Source organism: Caulobacter sp. 10L414 (genome assembly GCF_056395525.1).
The window spans coordinates 41,920-59,942 of sequence record NZ_JBFTJR010000024.1 but is presented as its reverse complement, the minus strand read 5'-3'; the positions used below and the strand labels follow the sequence as shown (position 1 = coordinate 59,942).

20 protein-coding genes and 1 pseudogene are annotated in these 18,023 nt (G+C 66.8%); 6 read left to right on the top strand and 15 right to left on the bottom strand.

All coding sequences use genetic code 11. The features are described 5' to 3' along the window. Positions 1 to 86: 86 nt before the first annotated feature. The 9 genes from AC1DCG_RS11820 to sfsA all read right to left on the bottom strand — a co-directional run bounded on the left by AC1DCG_RS11820 (position 87) and on the right by sfsA (position 9,225). Positions 87 to 1,376, bottom strand: a complete 1,290-nt coding sequence (locus AC1DCG_RS11820; protein ID WP_477036596.1) for an MFS transporter — start codon at positions 1,374 to 1,376, stop codon at positions 87 to 89. Then, positions 1,376 to 3,760, bottom strand: coding sequence for a TonB-dependent siderophore receptor (locus AC1DCG_RS11815; protein ID WP_477030523.1), 2,385 nt, complete (start codon positions 3,758 to 3,760; stop codon positions 1,376 to 1,378). Before AC1DCG_RS11815 ends, AC1DCG_RS11820 begins: the two co-directional genes overlap by 1 nt. A gap of 201 nt (positions 3,761 to 3,961) precedes the next feature. Then, positions 3,962 to 4,636, bottom strand: coding sequence for an RES family NAD+ phosphorylase (locus tag AC1DCG_RS11810; protein ID WP_477030522.1), 675 nt, complete (start codon positions 4,634 to 4,636; stop codon positions 3,962 to 3,964). Beyond that, positions 4,633 to 5,157 carry an MbcA/ParS/Xre antitoxin family protein gene (locus tag AC1DCG_RS11805; protein ID WP_205691774.1) on the bottom strand — a complete coding sequence of 175 codons (525 nt, stop codon included), beginning with the start codon at positions 5,155 to 5,157 and terminating at the stop codon, positions 4,633 to 4,635. Before AC1DCG_RS11805 ends, AC1DCG_RS11810 begins: the two co-directional genes overlap by 4 nt. Positions 5,158 to 5,461: 304 nt before the next feature. Continuing rightward, positions 5,462 to 6,154, bottom strand: coding sequence for a GntR family transcriptional regulator (locus AC1DCG_RS11800; RefSeq protein ID WP_116488713.1), 693 nt, complete (start codon positions 6,152 to 6,154; stop codon positions 5,462 to 5,464). Between the two features lie 164 nt (positions 6,155 to 6,318). Then, positions 6,319 to 7,149, bottom strand: a complete 831-nt coding sequence (gene map, locus AC1DCG_RS11795) for a type I methionyl aminopeptidase (RefSeq protein WP_477030521.1) — start codon at positions 7,147 to 7,149, stop codon at positions 6,319 to 6,321. Between the two features lie 186 nt (positions 7,150 to 7,335). Further along, positions 7,336 to 7,953, bottom strand: coding sequence for a hypothetical protein (locus tag AC1DCG_RS11790; protein WP_477030520.1), 618 nt, complete (start codon positions 7,951 to 7,953; stop codon positions 7,336 to 7,338). Between the two features lie 252 nt (positions 7,954 to 8,205). After that, complete coding sequence (locus tag AC1DCG_RS11785; protein WP_477030519.1) at positions 8,206 to 8,460, bottom strand: hypothetical protein; 255 nt, start codon at positions 8,458 to 8,460, stop codon at positions 8,206 to 8,208. Positions 8,461 to 8,487: 27 nt separating this feature from the next. After that, positions 8,488 to 9,225 (bottom strand): DNA/RNA nuclease SfsA, encoded by a 738-nt coding sequence (gene sfsA / locus AC1DCG_RS11780; protein WP_477030518.1) that lies wholly within the window; start codon positions 9,223 to 9,225, stop codon positions 8,488 to 8,490. Positions 9,226 to 9,277: 52 nt separating this feature from the next. On the opposite strand from sfsA, the gene AC1DCG_RS11775 reads away from it, so the two are divergent. Then, entirely contained in the window at positions 9,278 to 10,039 is a 762-nt protein-coding gene (locus AC1DCG_RS11775) for a competence/damage-inducible protein A (protein ID WP_477036595.1), read from the top strand. Between the two features lie 7 nt (positions 10,040 to 10,046). Here the strand turns inward: AC1DCG_RS11775 and AC1DCG_RS11770 are convergent, their stop codons facing one another. Further along, positions 10,047 to 10,421 carry a helix-turn-helix domain-containing protein gene (locus AC1DCG_RS11770; protein ID WP_116488708.1) on the bottom strand — a complete coding sequence of 125 codons (375 nt, stop codon included), beginning with the start codon at positions 10,419 to 10,421 and terminating at the stop codon, positions 10,047 to 10,049. A gap of 105 nt (positions 10,422 to 10,526) precedes the next feature. Between AC1DCG_RS11770 and AC1DCG_RS11765 the strand changes: the two are divergent. From AC1DCG_RS11765 to AC1DCG_RS11745, 5 genes and pseudogenes are all read left to right on the top strand, one after another. After that, positions 10,527 to 10,715, top strand: a pseudogene (locus AC1DCG_RS11765) (LuxR C-terminal-related transcriptional regulator); the annotation flags it as partial. A 160-nt stretch (positions 10,716 to 10,875) separates the two neighbouring features. Beyond that, complete coding sequence (locus tag AC1DCG_RS11760; protein WP_477030516.1) at positions 10,876 to 11,247, top strand: hypothetical protein; 372 nt, start codon at positions 10,876 to 10,878, stop codon at positions 11,245 to 11,247. 215 nt (positions 11,248 to 11,462) lie between these two features. After that, positions 11,463 to 11,834 carry a hypothetical protein gene (locus AC1DCG_RS11755; RefSeq protein ID WP_165261659.1) on the top strand — a complete coding sequence of 124 codons (372 nt, stop codon included), beginning with the start codon at positions 11,463 to 11,465 and terminating at the stop codon, positions 11,832 to 11,834. Between the two features lie 91 nt (positions 11,835 to 11,925). Then, positions 11,926 to 12,345, top strand: coding sequence for a hypothetical protein (locus tag AC1DCG_RS11750; RefSeq protein ID WP_477030514.1), 420 nt, complete (start codon positions 11,926 to 11,928; stop codon positions 12,343 to 12,345). 179 nt (positions 12,346 to 12,524) lie between these two features. Beyond that, a complete protein-coding gene (locus tag AC1DCG_RS11745) occupies positions 12,525 to 13,331 on the top strand; it encodes a DUF3800 domain-containing protein (protein ID WP_477030513.1) in 807 nt (268 codons plus the stop codon). A 174-nt stretch (positions 13,332 to 13,505) separates the two neighbouring features. On the opposite strand, the gene AC1DCG_RS11740 is transcribed toward AC1DCG_RS11745, so the two are convergent. The 5 genes from AC1DCG_RS11740 to AC1DCG_RS11720 all read right to left on the bottom strand — a co-directional run bounded on the left by AC1DCG_RS11740 (position 13,506) and on the right by AC1DCG_RS11720 (position 17,994). Beyond that, entirely contained in the window at positions 13,506 to 14,720 is a 1,215-nt protein-coding gene (locus tag AC1DCG_RS11740; RefSeq protein WP_477030512.1) for a tyrosine-type recombinase/integrase, read from the bottom strand. 32 nt (positions 14,721 to 14,752) lie between these two features. Further along, positions 14,753 to 14,971, bottom strand: coding sequence for a hypothetical protein (locus AC1DCG_RS11735; protein WP_477030511.1), 219 nt, complete (start codon positions 14,969 to 14,971; stop codon positions 14,753 to 14,755). Between the two features lies 1 nt (position 14,972). After that, complete coding sequence (locus AC1DCG_RS11730) at positions 14,973 to 15,260, bottom strand: hypothetical protein (RefSeq protein ID WP_477030510.1); 288 nt, start codon at positions 15,258 to 15,260, stop codon at positions 14,973 to 14,975. Between the two features lie 192 nt (positions 15,261 to 15,452). After that, positions 15,453 to 16,958 (bottom strand): hypothetical protein, encoded by a 1,506-nt coding sequence (locus AC1DCG_RS11725; RefSeq protein ID WP_477030509.1) that lies wholly within the window; start codon positions 16,956 to 16,958, stop codon positions 15,453 to 15,455. Between the two features lie 61 nt (positions 16,959 to 17,019). Continuing rightward, entirely contained in the window at positions 17,020 to 17,994 is a 975-nt protein-coding gene (locus AC1DCG_RS11720) for a helix-turn-helix domain-containing protein (protein ID WP_477030508.1), read from the bottom strand. Between the last annotated feature and the right edge of the window lie 29 nt (positions 17,995 to 18,023).

Here is an 18,023-nt window from a genome sequence, read left to right as displayed (position 1 = left end):
CGTCGCCTCCCGCCGCGCTCGCCCTGCCGGCGAGTCGGGGCGACCATAGACCAAAAGGACGATGGCGCGAGAGCCTGGGACGAGCCTCAGGGCGTGGTCGCGGCCTCGGGCTCGGCTTCGACGACCGCGGCACGGGGCTTGGGCGGCCGCATCATCAGGACGGCCAGGAACACCACCGCCGTCAGGGCCGCGAACAGCTGGAAGGTCGGGGTGAAGCTGCCCAGGCGGTCGCGCATGAAGCCGCCGACGAACGGGCCGGCCGCCGACACCGCGCCCACCAGACAGACCAGCGAGAACAGCTCGACGTTGTTGCGGCGGCCGAAATAGTTGAGCAGCAGCAGGCTGACCGCCAGCACCGTCAGGCCAAACCCCAGGCCCACCCCCACGGCGTACAGCGCCTGCAGCGGCAGGGTGGTGGCGTGGGCCAGGGCCAGCAGGCCCGCGACCAGCAGCCCCTGGGCCAGCACCAGCAGCCAGCGCGGATCGATGCGGTCGCCCACCGCTCCGCCGGCCATCCGCGCGACGACCTGCATCAGGCCCTCGGCGCTGAGCGCCCCGGCCGCGACGACGCCGGCCACGCCCAACTGCGTCAGGTGCGCCTGGGTCAGGCTGGCGGCGGTGACACCGGCCAGCAGGTGGCTGAAATAGGCCGCCACCAGGATGGCGAACTGCGGGGTGCGCACGGCGTCGCGGACACTCCAGTCATGGTCGGTGCGATAGACGCGCGGGTGGGCCGGGGCGGCCTTGGCCTCGGCGGCGGTCAGGCGGTCCATGGCCCGGCCGGCCTCTTCCAGCCACTTCGGACCGCCGACCACGGCGGCGCACAGAAGGCCCAAGAAGCCGATGACCACCGCCTGCAGCGCCCAGTACATCCGCCACTGGCCGTCGAAGACGCCCTGGCTGGCCAGCACCAGCAGCGGCCCGGCGACGCCGCCCAGGGCGCCGCAGGTGAAGTAGATCCCGAACGGCAGGGCCCGCTGGCGGAAGATCGCCGACAGCACATGGGTGCCCGGGATCAGGGCCGCGGCCTGGAAGCCGACGCCCAGCAGCGCCGTGGCCAGGAAATAGGCCGGCAGGCCCTGCACCTTGGCCAGCAAGGCCAGGCCGGCGGCCATCACCGCCGCGCCCGCCACCAGCGTCGCGCGTACGCCCCAGCGGCGGATCAGCATCGTCGGCAGCCAGGACGAGGCGCCGGTGGCCACGCCCATGACGGTGAAGCCGAGGAAGGCGTTCTGCCAGCTCCAGCCCAGTTCCGGGACCATGGCCGGGATCATCACGCCCAGCGACGAATAGGTCGCCGCCGTGATCAGGAACAGCAGCAGGGAAAAGGCGCCCAGCAGCAGCCAGGGGCGGTGCTGGATCTGGTGGTTGGTCATCAGAAGCGCCTTGCGAGGGTGATCCGCCACTCGCGCCCCTTGCCCGGAAGGGCGGCGAGATTGGCGTAGGTGTCGGCGACGGGCGTGAAATAGAGCTCGTCGAGCAGGTTATCGACGTTGAGCGTGGCCGTGTAGGGGCCGTACTCATAGGCCAGCGAACCATTGACCACCGCATAGGCCGGATAGACCACCGCGCCCGGAACCGTGCCCGAGGTCTTGGTCACATGGGTCACGCCCAGGGTTCCATAAAGCTTGCCCCAGTCGTGCTGGTCCGAGGCGTAGGCGCCGTACAGGCTGACCACCGATTTCGGGATCAGGGTGTAGTCGTAGTCGCCCGGCCGGACGCTGGCGAAGCTCCACACCACGTACGAGCCGCCATAGCCCTGCGCGCCGGACACGCCGGCCGTATAGGTCGGCACGTACTGGAACGAGGTGTCGGGGCCCTTCACCGTCGTGTGCTGGGTGTTGCCCGAGAAGGTGAAGCTGAAGTGCTGCGAGGCCAGCCAGCGCACTTCCAGCTCGACGCCCTTGGATCGCGTGCCGGCCGGATCGCCGTTGATGCCCATCAGCTGGGTGCGGTTCTGGCGATAGCCGGCCAGCGAGCCGATCAGCGCCCCCTTCAGCCACTGGAACTTCACGCCGGCCTCGGCGAGGTCGCTGTCCGACAGCCAGGCGTCGCCCGCGTCGGCCACCAGGCTCGGATTGACGTCGCCGGCCTGGCTCATCTCCAGGGCGCTGGCCTTAGCGTAGGAGACATAGGGCATCAGGCCGAAGGGCGCCTTGTAGGTGATGCTGGCGGTGTAGGTCCCCTTGCCCTTGGCGTCGCTCTGCACGCCGGGCGTGGTAAAGCTGAGCGAGCCGGTGTCTTCGGAGGTTACGTCGTAGTCGTCGTAGCGGCCGCCCAGCATCAGGTTCAGGCGCTCGCCCACCTTGATGTCGGTGGTGAAGAAGATCCCGGCCTGCGTCCACGTGGTGTGGTTGTCGTTCTCCCCGGTCATCGACGGATCGGTGAACGGGCTGCCGATCAGGTCGGTGGCGGTCTGGCCCACCGACAGGTCGCGCCGGTCCAGCGCGATCAGGCCGCTGTTGTAGCTCTCGCGCCGACGGCCCTTGAACGAACGGTACGAGGCGCCGACGAACGAGCGGGCCGTCACGGCGTCGTCGAGGAAGCGATTGGCGAACTCGTAGGTCGCCCGCGCCTCCCAGACCTTGCTGTCGAAGCGCGCCGGATAGCCGTAGGAGACGAAGCGCTTGTTCTCCAGGTCGTCGTAGAACAGCTGCAGCTTCACCGCGCTGTCGGGCGACAGCTTCCGGGCGATGTCGAAATAGAGGGTGTTGGTCGCGGTCTTCGAGAAGTCTGCGCCCGAGATGTAGACGGTGCGCGGCGACAGCTTGGTCGCGCCGACGCCGACGTCCAGGGTGTGGGCGGCGTCGCTGCTCGGGAACCCGTAATAGGGCAGGTACAGCGCCCCGCCGATCTCGCCCGGCGTCAGGCGGCCGTTGCCGTCGACGTCGACAAGGCTCGTATCGCGGCCGGTGACGTAGGTTCCGTTGTCGATCAGGTCCTGGGTCAGGCGGTTCCAGCCGGCGGTCTGCACGTCGCCCTTCGAGCGATAGACCATGCCGCCCAGCGCCGTGCTCCAGCCGTTCCCCAGGTCGAAGTCGGACGAGACCTGCAGGGTCTGGCGGCGCGGATAGACGCCCTTGTAGTAGCTGTGGCTGTCTTCGATCTCGCCGTAGACATGCACGCCGCCGACCACCTCGCCAAAGTTGGCGGGCAAGCCGATCTGGGCGGTGGCGTTCTTGCGGTTGTAGCTGCCGAAGGTGGCGGTCAGCTCGCCCTCGGGCGCGGTCAGGTAGCCGCCCTCGCCCTTCCCGGACTTGGGAATGAAGTTCAGCATCCCGCCGACCTTGCCCGAGCCGTAGATCGGGGTGGGCGGTCCCCGCACGATCTGGATCTGGTCGGCCGCGCCGATCGGGGTCGAATAGGTGCCGCGGTTCTCGATGCGCTTGAAGCCGCGGAAGTAGTTCTCGGCCAGGGTGCCGCGGATGTTGAGCGCGCCGGGCACGCCGTAGAAGCTGGCGGTGTAGGTCCCCGGCGACACCGCCGTCAGGCCGTCGAGGGTCTCGATGCCATAGCGCTGCAGGGTCAGGCCCGAGACGAAGCTGGCCGAGCGCGGCGTCTCGATCAGCGGCTTGTCCAGGCCGAAGACCGTGTCGTTCGGCTGCTTTTCCAGGAGGCCCGCATTGCGGTCGCGGGCGACCACCACCACGGCGTCGACCTCGGCCAGCTGGTCATCGGCATGCGCGACTGAGGCGGCGGCGAGGCCGGCGAAGGCCCCGATGAACGAGGCGGCGGCGAGCAGGGCGAGGCGGCGGGACATGCAAGCGGGCTCCGAAGAGCGGGGCCATGACCCCGTCTCGCCGCACCAAATGGGGATGACTTGACGTTCGTCAAAATCTCTTCTGACATTTTACACCCGATTGCGAAGGCCTGTGTCGGGAAAGCCTCACAGTTGGCGGGATGTTCCGGCTCCTGCCCGTCCTTCCCCGCGAAGGCGGGGAAGGACGGAGCTGAGAAAGTCTCAGGCCGCCAGCCGCTTGGCCTTGATGCGGCGCGAGGCGGCCTGCACCCGCAGTTCGTAGTGGTCGCCCTGCGTCACGTCTTGAACGTTACGGGGGCGATGGGCCGCGACATTGACGCCGCCGGCGTGGCGCAGGCTGTCGAACAGGATCCCCGCCCCGCCCGAGGCCCGCACCGCCTCGCCCAGCACCTGGCCGGCGGCGTAGTCGTCGCTGGCGTAGACCTCCGGCCGCGACGCCTGCTGGCCGCGGATGTCGAGATAGTCGCCCTCCAGCCGCGCGGTGTAGACACGGTACTGGCGGCTGATCGTCTCGACGCCCGTCGCGACCGCCTCGCGGCGCAGGTGATGGGCCACCTCGGCCACGGCCGTCGTCAGGCGCTCGGCGGCGTACCAGGCGCCGAGATCCGGGCCGTTGAAGCGCATACCGCCGGGCGCGACGTGCAGGAACGAGGCCATGACGATGCTGGCGTTGGGCCGGCCATAGACCCGCTCGTCGGCCGGCAGGCGCGCGATGCGCTCGGCCACCAGCCGATCGTTGGTCCAGCCGGCCAGGTCCATCACCGCGTCGAGGTCGGCCGCCGTCGCCACGGTGTCGAATAGGCCGATCGGCGGAAAGCGCGAGGGGATCAGGCGCCAGGCCGGACGCGGCGCGGGCGCGTGGGGCTCGCCGCTCACGAAAAGACGATCTCGCCGTCTTCGTACGGGCGGAAGTCGCGATCGATGTCGCCCGGCGGCATGTAGAGCCCGCCCCGTGCGGCGTCGAGGAAGCGGCGCACGCTGATCAGGCCGTCCTGCGTTCCGCAGGTCAGGAGCGCCATGGGCGGGCGGCCGCCGAACAGCGGGGCGGCGTGGGGGCTGCGCAGCCAGGCGATCCCCTCGCGCTCGCTCGCATGCAACACGCCCAGGGCCTGGTGCACGCCCAGCACCGCCGAGATGCGGGTCAGCATGTCGAGGTCGAGGGTGATGTCGCGATGCTCCCGCACCGCCTTGATCCAGTTGTAGTAGGTCGAGCGCGACGGCAGGCCCAGCACCAGCAGGCGCTCGTCCTCGGTCAGGCCCCACAGGTCGGCGATCGACAGGAAGGTGCGAAGCCCCGCCCCGCTCAGCCGGCGGCGATTGGCGGCCGAGAACCGCGACAGGTCCAGCACGCCCGGACCGGCGGCGACTTCGACAGGTCTGTGCTTGGCGAGCGACATGCGGACCTCCATCCAGATCCACATATAGTCCAAATTTGGACTTTTCGAAAGAGGACGCCTGCTTGCCTTGCCGTCCCGACGCCACGGCCGGGATGACGACGCGAAGGATGAAGGCCCTTAGGGCGGATCGACATTCAATCGCTTGCCCCGATTTTCACCGAGCATCCCCGCGAAGGCGGGGACCCAAGCCGAGGTCGCCGATAGTCCACGGCCGCGCCCAAGCCTGAACGTCAGCTTGGATCCCCGCCTCCGCGGGGAAAATCGGCCTAATGGGCGTCGCGGTTGGATGAATGTCGATCCGCCCTTAAGCCTCCACAGGCGGCCGCTGCACGGCCTCGGGCGTGACGCTGAGCACGCGCATCATGGCGGCCTTGGAGGCCTCGACGTCGCCGCTGGCGATCACGTCGGCGACCTCGCGGTGCTGCTCGATGTCGGCCATCAGCTCGGCCTCGGTAGCGCCGCCGAACGAGAACACCCAGAAGCGGGCGGCCTTGTGCTGCAGCGGGATCAGGATCCGCGCCAGCGCCAGGTTGCCCGAAGCGCGCGCCACGGCGGCGTGGAAGCGCTGGTCCATGGCCACCAGGGCCGGCAGGTCGCGAGCCTTGGCGGCGGCCTCGGCGTCGTCGAACACGGCCTTGATGGCGGCGATGTCGGCCTTGGAGGCGTGGCGGGCGGCCAGGCCCGCGCAGTGCGGCTCGATCAGGGCGCGGGCCTCGTAGCCCTGGCGCAGGTCGACCAGGTCCAGCGGCGCCACCGTGGTGCCCGAACGGGCGCGGCGGATCACCAGCCCCTCCAGCGCCAGGCGCCCCAGCGCGTCGCGCACCCCGGCCAGGCCCGCGTCGTAGCGCGCCGCCAGCGACTGCTCGTCCAGGCGCGCGCCCGGCGGCAGCTCGCCCAGGATCAGGTCCAGCAGGATCTTCTCGTAGACCTTGGCCTTCTGCAGGTCGGGCGACCAGTCTTCCAGGCCCGACGAGGAGCAGACGTCCAGCACCAGCATGCGCGAGCGCGCGCCGCCGCCAGCGACGTTGTAGGGGGCGTCGTCAGGGGCCCGAGGGGGCGAAGGCTGGCGCACGAAACCGCTCCGAGTATTATCCTCGGACTGATAGGTAGGCTGAAATGTCAGTTTCGCCTAGTGGCTTCGCGCCCGTAAGGGTCTTGGCCTCAGGCGCCCTGCATCGGCGGCTGGAACAGGCCCGTGGGCGAGGCCGTGAAAATCTCGCAGCCGTCCTCGGTCACGCCGATCGAATGCTCGCACTGGGCCGACAGCGACTTGTCGCGGGTCACGGCCGTCCAGCCGTCGCCCAGCACCTTCACCGCCGGCTTGCCCAGGTTCACCATCGGCTCGACGGTGAAGAACATGCCCGCCTTCAGCACCGCGCCCTGACCGGGACGGCCAAAGTGCAGGATGTTGGGGGCGTCGTGGAAAACCTTGCCCAGGCCGTGGCCGCAGAAGTCGCGCACGACGCTGCAGCGCTGAGCCTCGACATAGGACTGGATGGCGTGGCCGATATCGCCCAGCGTCGCGCCCGGCTTCACCGCCGCCAGGCCCCGGGCCAGGCTTTCGTAGGTGATGTCGACCAGGCGGCGGGCGCGCGGGCCGACGTCGCCCACGCCGTACATGCGCGAGGTGTCGCCGTGCCAGCCGTCGACGATGACGGTGACGTCGATGTTGGCGATGTCGCCTTCGCGCAGGGTCCAGTCGCCCGGGATGCCGTGGCAGACCACGTGGTTGCGCGAGATGCAGACCGTCTTGGGATAGCCGCGATAGAACAGGCAGGCCGGCAGGGCGCCGTTGTCGAGGATGAACTCGCGGGCCAGCGTATCCAGGCGATCGGTCGACACGCCCGGAACGACGTGCGGGATCAGCATGTCCAGGCACTCGGCGGCCAGGCGGCCGGCGCGGCGCATGCCCTCGAAGTCTTCGGGCTTGTGAATCTTGATCTGGCCCGTGCGGGTCTCGGTCTCGATCTCGAAGGCGTCGTCGAGGGTCATGGGCGGTTCAATCTCAAACAGGGCGCGGCCCCGAGGGCGCACCGGAAACACTGGATGCCGGTCGGGCTTATGTCGCGACCATAGCATGAAATTTCAACTGGCGTCGCGGATGGTTGGCCCTTGAGCGGAGAGCAAACAGCGTACTTTGGGGTCGCGAAGAATCTCGCCGATCTTCATTCCGCCCCCCTACTGAGGGATCCCCCCGAAGATCGTCATTGCTTCCTCAGCCTTCTGGGCCTCGAAACGAGCTCGTTGCGCCTCAACTTCGACCCACTGGGCGGCCAAGTAAACCTTGGTGTTCGACTTTGGATCTTCCCATGCCGACCCAAGCTTACGCTCCCAGCGTAGGCGCTCTGCGATAGCGATGGCCCGCAGGCCGAGTTCAACAGCCTTTGCGCTGACGTAGTCGGCATGCTCGTCAACATAGCCGATGCTGTTGTGTTCCCAGTCGTCCCCGATGGCCGCCAGCGCCTCGGACCGAACCACGGGGAAGTTGAGCACCTTCGACGACAACTTCGTGCCCATCGCCAGCCACGCGATATCGCTGGGAAAATCGGGAAGCTCAGGCAGTGACGTGTGGAGCATACCGGCGTGACCGTTCGTGCCGATGGCTGTCTGCGTCTCGCTGTAGAGCGATGAGCACTTGCCCGCGTAGTCCTCCAGCATCAGGGCGAGCCTCAGCGCGGAGAACCCTGCCGCTTTATTGTTGCTGATCGCCTCGCGCGCCCACGGTGCGATCTGCGAAATGGCGCCGCTGACGCAACCGGCGACAAAGCCGCCCGTGAGGATTGTGGTCCAGTCCATAAGCACAACCGTAGCAGGCTAAATATTACATGGGCAGACGAACCACTTTCTTCGCCTTCTTTGCCCCGACGCCACCGTCTAGGTGATCCGCGCCGGTCCGCGTCAGCCCCTCCAGCCCATCGAGACCCTGACGTTCGCCGAGTTCGCCGAGCGAATTGGGTGGATTGGGAGCAGTCCGCCAACGATGTACTGACGGTCACGGTGGGCGCTGCGTCCATCAGCCTGATGGAGACGCGGTTCCAGCTACGCTGATCAGTACGGCGTGCAGGACGCACCGTTGCGGGAGTAATCGCAGTCGCCACCGCCCGAATTGCCGAGGCCGCTGACCACGATCCAGAGAACCACACCGACGATCATCACCAACCAAAGCCTGCGACACAGGTTGATGAAGCCACGGTAGATGGCGGGCTTGGCGGCGAGGGCGGCCTTGTCCGCGTCGCTGAGATTCAGGTGGGTCATCCCGAACGCCGAGATCACGAACACTGCGAGCAAGATGGCTATCTGCATATCGCCCCCACGGCTGGCCCGAGAATGTCACGCGGTTGAAGTCTTCTCGACATCGAACGGGCCACGGATGCGGCGGCTAATTTTCAATTGTTCCGTGAACATATCGCAAGCGTAGACCAGAACCTCGACGCCGGCCGCATGGGCGACGTCGAGCCCGCGTGCAAACGCCGGATCCAGTTCGCGGCAGGCCATGAATTCCTCGCAGTCCTCGCGCTGCACGACAAACAGCGCCACGGCCCGGTCGCCCACCGCGACCTGGGCCGCCAGGTCCTCCAGGTGGCGGGTCGAGCGGGCGGCCTTGCAGTCGGGGAATTCGGCCAGGCCTGGCGTGCGCGACAGGTGGACGTTCTTGACCTCCAGCCAGCAGGGCGGCCGTTCGGGGTCGGTGAGCAGGAAGTCGACGCGGCTGGCGGCGGCGTACTTCACCTCGGGCCGCACGTTGGCGTAGCCGGTCAGTTCGGGGATCGTCCCGCTCGCCAGGGCCTCGGCGACCAGCCTGTTGGGCAGCATGGTGTTGATCCCCACCAACCCCGTCCCGTCCGGTCCGGCGGCCTCGACCAGCTGCAGCGTCCAGGCCAGCTTGCGCTTGGGATCGTCGGAGAACGACACCCACGCCCCCTGCCCCGGCAGGTTCACCCCCAGCATCGCGCCGGAGTTGGGGCAGTGCGCGGTGATCTCGCGCCCGTCGTCCAGCACCAGGTCGACGAAGAAGCGCTTGTAGCGCTGGACGATGCGGCCGTGGGTAAGCGGTTGCGGCAGAAGCATGCGGGGCCTAAGTCGGATAGGTGTCTGAGACAGGGTGTAGGGGACGGCGATCATGACCGCCAGCAAGGATCGGGTGACGGCGGCGGTGCTGATCATCGGCGACGAGATCCTCTCGGGCCGCACCCAGGACGTGAACCTCAACGCCATCGCCAAGTACCTGGCGACCTACGGCGTGGACCTGTGCGAGGCCCGCGTCGTGCCCGACGTCGAGCAGGAGATCATCGACGCGGTCAACGCCCTGCGAACCAAGTACGACTATGTCGTCACCACCGGCGGCATCGGCCCCACCCACGACGACATCACCGCCGACTCGGTGGCCAAGGCCTTCGGGGTGACGGCCCCCGAACATCCCGAGATCATGACCATGCTGCGCGAGCGCTGGGGCGAGCCCAACGCCGCCCGCCGCCGCATGGCCCACGTGCCCGAGGGCGGCAGCCTGGTGAAGAACCCGGTGCAGGGCCCGCCCGGCTTCCAGAAGGAGAACGTGTTCGTGCTGGCGGGCGTGCCGGCGATCATGCGCGGCATGCTCGACGACGTCGGCCCGCGCCTGCGCACCGGGGCCGTCGTGATCTCGACCACCGTGCGGGTCACCGGCGCCGGCGAGGGCACGATCGCCGCGCCGCTGGAGGCCGTGGCCAAGGCCCATCCGGACCTGTCGATCGGCAGCTATCCGTTCTTCGCCCCGCCGGACCTCTACGGCGCCAGCCTGGTGATCCGCGGCCGCGACCCGGTCGAGGTCGAGGCCGCCGCCGTCGAGCTCGAAAAGACCCTGGCCGACCTCGGCGTTTCCAACGTCGAACGGCTGCAGGCCTGAGCCGCGCCTACTCCTCGTCGGCCGCCAGCAGCGACTGGGCCAGGCCCAGCAGCGCCCGCTGGGTCTTGGGGCCGGCGGCGGCGTAGGCGTGCAGCAGGTCGAGCGCGCCCGGCAGGGTCAGCGCCGCCAGCATGGCCGAATCCTCGCCCGACGGCGCGTCCTCGCCCACCAGGGCCGCCACCGTCGTCTCCAGCCTTCCGGCGATGCGCACCAGCATCGAGGCCGAGACGCGGTTCTCGCCGCGTTCGTACTTCTGGATCTGCTGGAAGGTCAGGCCCAGCGCCGCGGCCAGGTCGTCCTGGCTGACCTTCAGATAACGACGACGAATACGGATGCGGGTTCCGACCGCAAGGTCGATGGGATCCGGGCCGGTTGTCGTCATCGATATTGTCCGAAGCTCGCAGAACTCGGCTATCTATCGACGTAGCCGTCACCGGCCGCAACGCACCTCCCTCTTAGATCGAGTAGTTTCCTTCCGCTCGCCCGCATGACCGAACCCAGCAACATCGCCGCCGGCCTCGAACTGTTGACCAAGCGCGAACGAGAAGCGTTGCGCCTCGTCAGCGAGCACCGGCTTTCCAAGGAAATCGGCCCGCTGATGGGGGTCTCCAAGTCGCGCGCCGACGCCCTGGTGGAAAGCGCCTGCCGCAAGCTGGGCGTCAACGGCCGCAGGGCCGCCGCGCGGGTGCTGAGCGAGCACGAGCGGGTCGCCGCGGGTGTGGGATTCGCCGGCGGCGACTATGGGATTCAATCCCACACCGATCCAATCCGACTGGCGGACGCCCCCTCCGCCTCGCCACCGTCGGCCTCGCAATCAACCGAGGCCTTCGACCCCAGTGAAAGAGTTTCCAGACAATCCGGTCCCGACCACCGCCAGCCCGACCAGCCTGCAGGAGCATCGCCTGGGGCTGCTGGTCTGGAAGGCCCGCCAGATCCGCCAGGCGGTGAGCGCCTTCGAGCAGGCCTGGCCGTCCCTGCCGCCCGAGCCGGCGGTCCCGGCCTTCGGCTGGTCGCAGCTGCAGCGCCAGCTCACGGACCTGGCCCCGCCCGAGCTTTCGCCGCTGGTGGCCGACCTGGTCTCGGCGATCCGCAAGGAGTCGGCGGCCAAGCCGGCCGAGATGGTGCTGAGGGAGATCCTGACCATCACCGCCACGGTGCTGGACGAGGGGTTCCGCGAGAAATACGCGGAGGACTCGACCATGCTCTGACCCCCGCCTTCCGCCTCCTGGCCGTCCTGGCCATCGCGCTCGGCTTCGCCATGCTGATCGGCGGGCTGCTGAGCGCCCGCCAGGTGGTCGAGCTCTTCCAGAACCTGCGCCACGGCTGAGGCGGCCTTCCCCAAGGAGGGCGCCCGCCGGCGCCTTCGATCATCGTCCGGATCGCGCCTGCCGGAGCGCCGGACAACCGAGGGGACCCCCGCTCAATGAACCGTCGCATCGTCGCAGAGCATCTCGCCACCCGCCTGTTCACCGCCGAGGAGGCCGTCGACAACACCCTGGCCGCCATGGGCGAGCTGATCGCCGCCATGCCCCGTGCCCGCCTGGAAGCCCGCGTCGCCGCCGGCGTCGGCCAGCAGGCCGTCGATCACGTGATGGAAGCCGCCTCGGGCCTGGCCGACGTGCGCCGCTCGCTGATCGCCGCCCACGGCGCCCTGGCCGACGCCAAGGACCAGATCGGCCTGCGCCGCGTCACCCTGGTCGGCGGCGGCGACAAGTCCGACACCGATCCCCCGCGCCCCGAGGGCTATGTCGAAGACCGCGTCGCCGGCCGCCTGGAGATCGTGCGCTCGGCCTGAGCGTCCTCCCAAGCGTCGGCTTTCCGACCCACCTCTTCCGACCCGTGCGATTCGTCGCGACAATGGCCCCCGGACACTGTTCGGGGGCCTCATGTTCAGCATCCTGCCGACCCAGCTCGGCGCCGGCGCGATGTTCGTGGTCTGCGGCGTGGCGCTGTGGATGGGCGGCCGGCTCGAACGGCTCCTGGCGGTCGCCACCATCCTGGCCTGGGTCGGCTCGGCCCTGGCCGAGATCGAGGACCACAGCCTCACCCAGTGGGGCATCTTCGCCATCGATCTGGTCTATCTCAGCGTGCTGGTCGGCCTGACCCTGTTCGACCGCCGCATCTGGCTGCTGTTCATGACCGCCTTCCAGCTGCTGATCGTGCTGACCCACGTCGCCTTCGCGCTGGACCGCTCGCTGCGCCAGTGGGGCTTCTTCTCGGCCTACTACCTGTGGAGCTACGCCGAACTGGTGGCGTTCGCGATCGGGCTGGCGGCGCTGGCGTGGCGGCGGCGGGCGCGCGGCTGAATCTGGTGCGGGCAGCCGGGGTCGAACCGGCAAGGCCTTGCGGCCGGCGGATTTTAAGGGCGACGGGCCGCGTGCAAATTCAAGAACTTGCGCTAGTTGTGCGTCGCCTATGCGCTGGGCGACGCACGGCGAGTGCGCGGAACTTGTCTAGCTGCAGTTGTTCAGCTTTGCTGTACGGTATGGCGCATACCTTCATCGCATATATTGACGAGGCTGGAGACGACGGCCTCATTGGGCGTTTCCGTGAACCCGGCGGAAGTGGAGGCCCATCACACTGGCTGACAATAGGCGCCACGATATGGAGGCAGTCGCGCGACCTGGATTCCGTGCAATGGGCCAAGGAAATCGTTAGCCAACTCCCTTCCAGAAAGAGAAACAAACCTCTCCATCTTGCTGAGATGGATCATCAGCAAAGAGTAATAGCTATTAATGCGCTCCAAGGGAAGCCGTTTCGCGTCATTTGTGTGATGGCATACAAGCCAATCATTCCACGGGGGACATATACCGAGAAGAACCAACTCTACCACTATATGTGCCGCTATCTCATCGAGCGCATTTCATGGTTCTGCCGCGACCAGCGCAGGACTACGCCGGAAGGTGATGGTCGCGTCAAAATCGTCTTCGCGAGGCGCGGCGGCATGTCCTACGAAGATTTCAGAGGTTATCTACAGCGGCTTCATGCTAGCAACGACGCCGACATTCGCATCCACTGGCCGGTGATCGACATCGATGGAATAGAGGCGCATGATCAACCCGCAAGGTATGGGCTTCAACTTGCCGACCTAGCGGTCTCTGGACTGAACTGGGGCCTTGAGCCGGACTATTACGGCAACTGCGAATGCCGCTACGCCCGCGTGCTTAAGCCGCACGTGTATCATCAGAATGACAACTACTTTAGCTACGGAGCCAAGATCGTTCCGGGCCTAGAGAGGCTTACCCTTGGGCCTGCCCAGCAGGAGTTCATTCAGCTGTTTCGGAACGTGTGAGGCGGCCCCCCGGCCCATGATTGCGCTCTGCGCCTGCACCCGCTTGGATGCTCTGGGGAGTTCCGGCGTTGACCGCCTCAACCCATATTGTATGCGATTTGTTCAGTTAAGCAATGGTTAACGGGCGCCATTAACGTCTGGAGTCAATAGTTTTTTCGCCCCGCCTTTCAACCGCTAACCGATAATCGCCTCGCTCTTCCGCGCGAGCGCCGCATCCCCATCGGTGTCTGTCCAAAGATGGCCGTACAGGTCCATCGTCATGGCGAGGCTCGAATGCCCGGCTAGCTCCTGCACACGCTTGGGGCTAAGCCCTTGGGCGATCCAAAGGCTGACGGCGACGTGGCGCAGGGCGTGCGGGCCAAAGGCCGGCACGGGCCGGTTCTTGCCCTTGGAGTCGGGGATCATCTCGACCAGCCCGGCGCGCCGCATCAGCGGCAGCCAGCATTCTCGCCAGAAGGCCTGATAGCTCCACAGCGGGCCGTCGGCGCTGGGGAATAGCCGGCCGGCGTGGCGCTCCCTCCCCTTGCCACCATCCAGCGTGAACGCCTGGGCGGGGCCGCGGCGCAGGCGCCAAGCCCGGACGGCCATCGCCGCGGCCGGGCCGATCGGCACCTTACGGCGGCCCCTCTTGGACTTCGGCGACCCCAGCGTCAGGTACTTGCCGCACAGGCGCTCGGTGATGGCCAACTCACCACCGTCCTTGGTGATCGCCGCCTTATCGTCGGCCAGGCCCAGCAGCTCGGAAATGCGCGGACCTGCGAACATGAGCAGCCGCACAACGGCCGTGTCGCGCACCGCGTTGTCGCCCTGCCCTGCCGCCTCGAGCACCGCCGCCAAGGTCTCCTTGGCGGGGATCTCGACAACGTCCTCGTCGTCGAGCCGCTGAACGACCTCGATCTTGGTGGCGCGCGCAGGGTTCACACCGAGCCAACCCTTACGGATGGCGAAGTCACACCAAGTGACGAGGTAGCGGCGCTGGCGTCGCGCAAGGTCGAGCGACCCGGACGCCTCAAACACGCCATCGAGATAGTCCTGCGACTTCGGGGCCGTCAGGTCGCACATGCGGGTCGCCGCGAACTGCGCCGCCGAGGCGAGGTGCTTGTCTATGGCGGTCTCGTACCCGTCGCGGGTCGACGCCTCCTTGACGCCCTGCTTCACCAGCTTGTCGAAGTGGGCATAGTGCTCGCGGGCCACGTCCATCACGGTCATGGTCGAGGAGCCGATGACGCCGGCGCGATCCACCTCCTTCAGCCAGGCCTCGGCGTCGCCTTTGCGCGCAAAGACCTTCGAAATCCGCTTGCCGCTCGCGTCCTTGGTGGCGGCCCGCCATTTCGTCGGACGCGTGCCGTCCTTCCGTGGCGGACCCTGGAATTTCTGGATGTTGGCCATGAACGATTAAAGCGCCGCCGTCTGCGCCAGCGTCAAGCAGCGCGGTCGCTGCCGAGGGTGTCTTTCGACTTCAACCACTCTGTCAGCTCGGATCGAAAGGCATAGTAGCCGATCCCCTCGCGCTTACGGATCGGACCTAAGCCCCGCTCCCGAACGTGGTAGACGCGGCGCTCGCCAGCCTTGCCGGGCCAGCCCAGGAAGTCGGCGATGGCGCGTACGCCCTCGATCTTGTCCTCGGACAGGCCCTCCATTCTACGCGGCCCGCGCGGCGTCGGCGTAGACCCGGGCCTTGAACGCGCTGCGGCCGGCGAGCAGCAGCATGTTCAGGAGGTCGCCTCCGCTGCAGGTTGCCGCGCTGTCGCGATAGCCGGCGGCCAACTCGGTCTGCTCGTCGGCGAGCTCGGCCAGGCGCTGCTTGGGCAAAGTGCGGATGTCGGCCTGCATCTCGAGCAGGAACTTCGCTTCGCGCTCAAGGCGCTCTCCGCTGCAATCGCGGTTGTGGCCAATCTTTTCAGCGTGGGAAGCGGCTTGGTCGGACATGTGGATCCTTTCTGATCGAGGGGCTTAGCGGCCCTGGCGGGCGCAGGTGATGGGCGGTCGCAACTATCCAGTTGCGTGTTGCCGATGGTGTGCTTCGTCAAATCGAGCGGTGGTGTCGCGCTACGTCAAACCGCACTGGACGACGGCGCACGGGGTCAAACTGGCCGCCGGCGTTGACCGGCGGCCATGCGATCACTCGGCCGCCAAGAGTTGCGGCGCTGAGGCCTGCTGGGCGCGCTCCTTGGCGAACTCGCGCACCAGCTTTTGCTGCCAGGGTGCCAGATCGGTCCAGAGGTGCCGGCCGAGCGGCGGCAGTTTGTCCTGTTCATGGCGCCGCTCGAACAGGGCGGCTTTCTCCGCCAGACGCGGATCGCCTTCGCCGTAGATGAACTCGTAGCTGCGGAGGCTGCCGGCGATGAAGGGGCGGACGCGGTAGTCAGGGAACTGGGCCGCGCGCTCAGCGACGGACTCGGGGCAGTAGTTTTCCACCGCCAGCCAGTAAGCCTCGATTTCAGCTGGATCGGTGACGCGGAAGTCCTCGTCAGTCAGGTAGTCGGGACCCCAGGCTTCGGGCTCGTGGAACACGGCGCCGCGCTCGTCGATCTGATGCCCGGGCAGCGCCTCGAACGTCTCAGTCCAGGCGGCCGGGTCGAACGGCGCGACCCGCTCCAGCGGCGACGGCGTGCCGTTGATGCGGCAGAGGTCGAAGTAGAACTCGAGCAGCATCCGCTTCTCGTAGCTGTCGGTGTCGTTCGGCTCGCTGGAAATCAGCTCGGCGATGTCGTCGGCCGCGAGCGGCTCGACCATGCTGAGGACGCTCCGCTCGAGCACAGTCTCCTTCAGCAAAACCTCCATCTTCTGGAGGAGCTGCGCGGTGGACGCCGGTCGAGCCGACATGAGCGCCCTGAAGGTGCTCCAGGCTTGTTCGTAGGCCGCGCTGGATGATGCCTCGGCGCGCTCAGCCGCAGCCTTTTCAGCGGATGCGGCTTGGGCGGCACGCCATTGCCGAAGAATGTTCATCAGGTCGACCTTCCGGTCGAACGGCATGGTCGCCTTCTGGATGGCTTCTTCCGAACAATAGGTCGGGCCGCGCGGGCGTTGGGGCCACAAAGCTTCGGGCACCGAATAGGCGCTCTCAAGCGCTTCGCCAGCGTCGGCGGAAGCCACGTCCAGCGCCGCATTCTCGATGGCCGCACGCTCCCAGGCGCTGAAGGCCTGAGCGAACTCGGCAGTCTGAGCGGCGCGACGGCGCGAACTCGAGAAAAACACCTCTTCGAGGGCCCTTCCGGCCAACTCGCATGCCTGGCGCGCGTCCTGTTGAAGCTCGCCGACCAAGCCAGCTATTTGCGCGATGCCACCCGGGCACACCGCGTAGCGGCCGTAGGTGCCGTCGGTGACGAAGCTCTTGGCGATGCCCTCAATTGCGATGTGAGCGGCGAGGCGATCGGCGGGGCCGCTCCCGCTGGCGGCGGCCACTTTCGTCAGGCGGTAGGCCGTGCCGACGACGCCTTGATCATCTTCGACCTTCTGCAGGCCGTCGGAAATCGCTTCGTGCAGGCCCTTCAGGCGCTTTGCGATGCTTTTCCAGGATCCCGAGCCCGCCGAAGCGGAGGGAGAACTCGCGATGGCGTTGCTCTTGGCCTTCAGGGCCGCTTTGGGTGTGGCTTCGGGCTGGGTGTTGGTCGATTGGGCGAGCATGGTCGCGTCCTCCATAGCAATATGGAGGACGATAGTTCGGGAATTTTCCCGAGTAAAGCGCTTAGCTCGGGAATTTTCGCGGAGGCGCCTGAGGGGTTAGCCCGAATCCCCCTTGAGGGTCGATGGGCACCAGCGCCCTAAGGACCTTGCCCATCAAGCGCGGCCGCGATTTCCGCTGTTGCAGCAAACTCTCAAAGGCCGCTTCATTATCCTGAAGCGTTGAGGCGTCCAGTCTGCCAGCAAGGTGTCGAAACTCTTCCAAAAGATCGCGAAAAACGTCCAAATCTAAAGGCTTTGAATCCGGGTTATTTTCGTCTAAAAATATATCATCGCTTATTCCCCAGTATTCATGATCCGCCGAGGCATACTCGTAGAACCACAGCCCTAAGTCTGGATATCTATTCTTTACTACTCTAACTGAGCGCTCTACCAGATAGTATGCAGCGGAAGGGCCTATCAGGTGCTTCTCTATTATCACCACATCGCCATCAGCCACGGTGCTCCGATCGGCCTCTGTGAGCTCAGCCACCTGTAAAAGAGATCCGGCAGGAGCGATCAAGTCAGCTCCAGCGTCGCGCACAACCTCGAACCACTGGGCGCGCTTGTCGAAGCTGGGGGGAGACGAGGCGACCTCAAAACCTAGATCCCTCTCAATTTCTCCGCGACGCCTAAACGCCGAGGTCATGAGCTCAAAACGTATCGGCAGAAGTACGGCACCCGGCCGTTGTTGGTGGCTATCCGCGTCGGACCTTGCTAGCGGCGATGGGATTTCATCCACCCCAAGCGCAAAGTTGTGAAGTGCGCCGACCGCAAATTCGGGCTCAGGGAGCCCGAGGAGGAAGTTGACGCTACATTCTAAAGCCTCGGCGAGCTTAGCGAGGCGCTCAGCGCTGGGGCTTTTCACTTTACCGCGCAGAATGTCGCGAACAAAACTCTCGCCCAAGCCCGCCTTCTTCGCCGCACTATAGGGGTTGAGCCGCATCGCACTCATGCGATCCCGGATGCGTTCGGCTTGTATAGATGGCTCAGGCGGCATTGGCGCTCCCTTCGGGGTCGAACCTATTC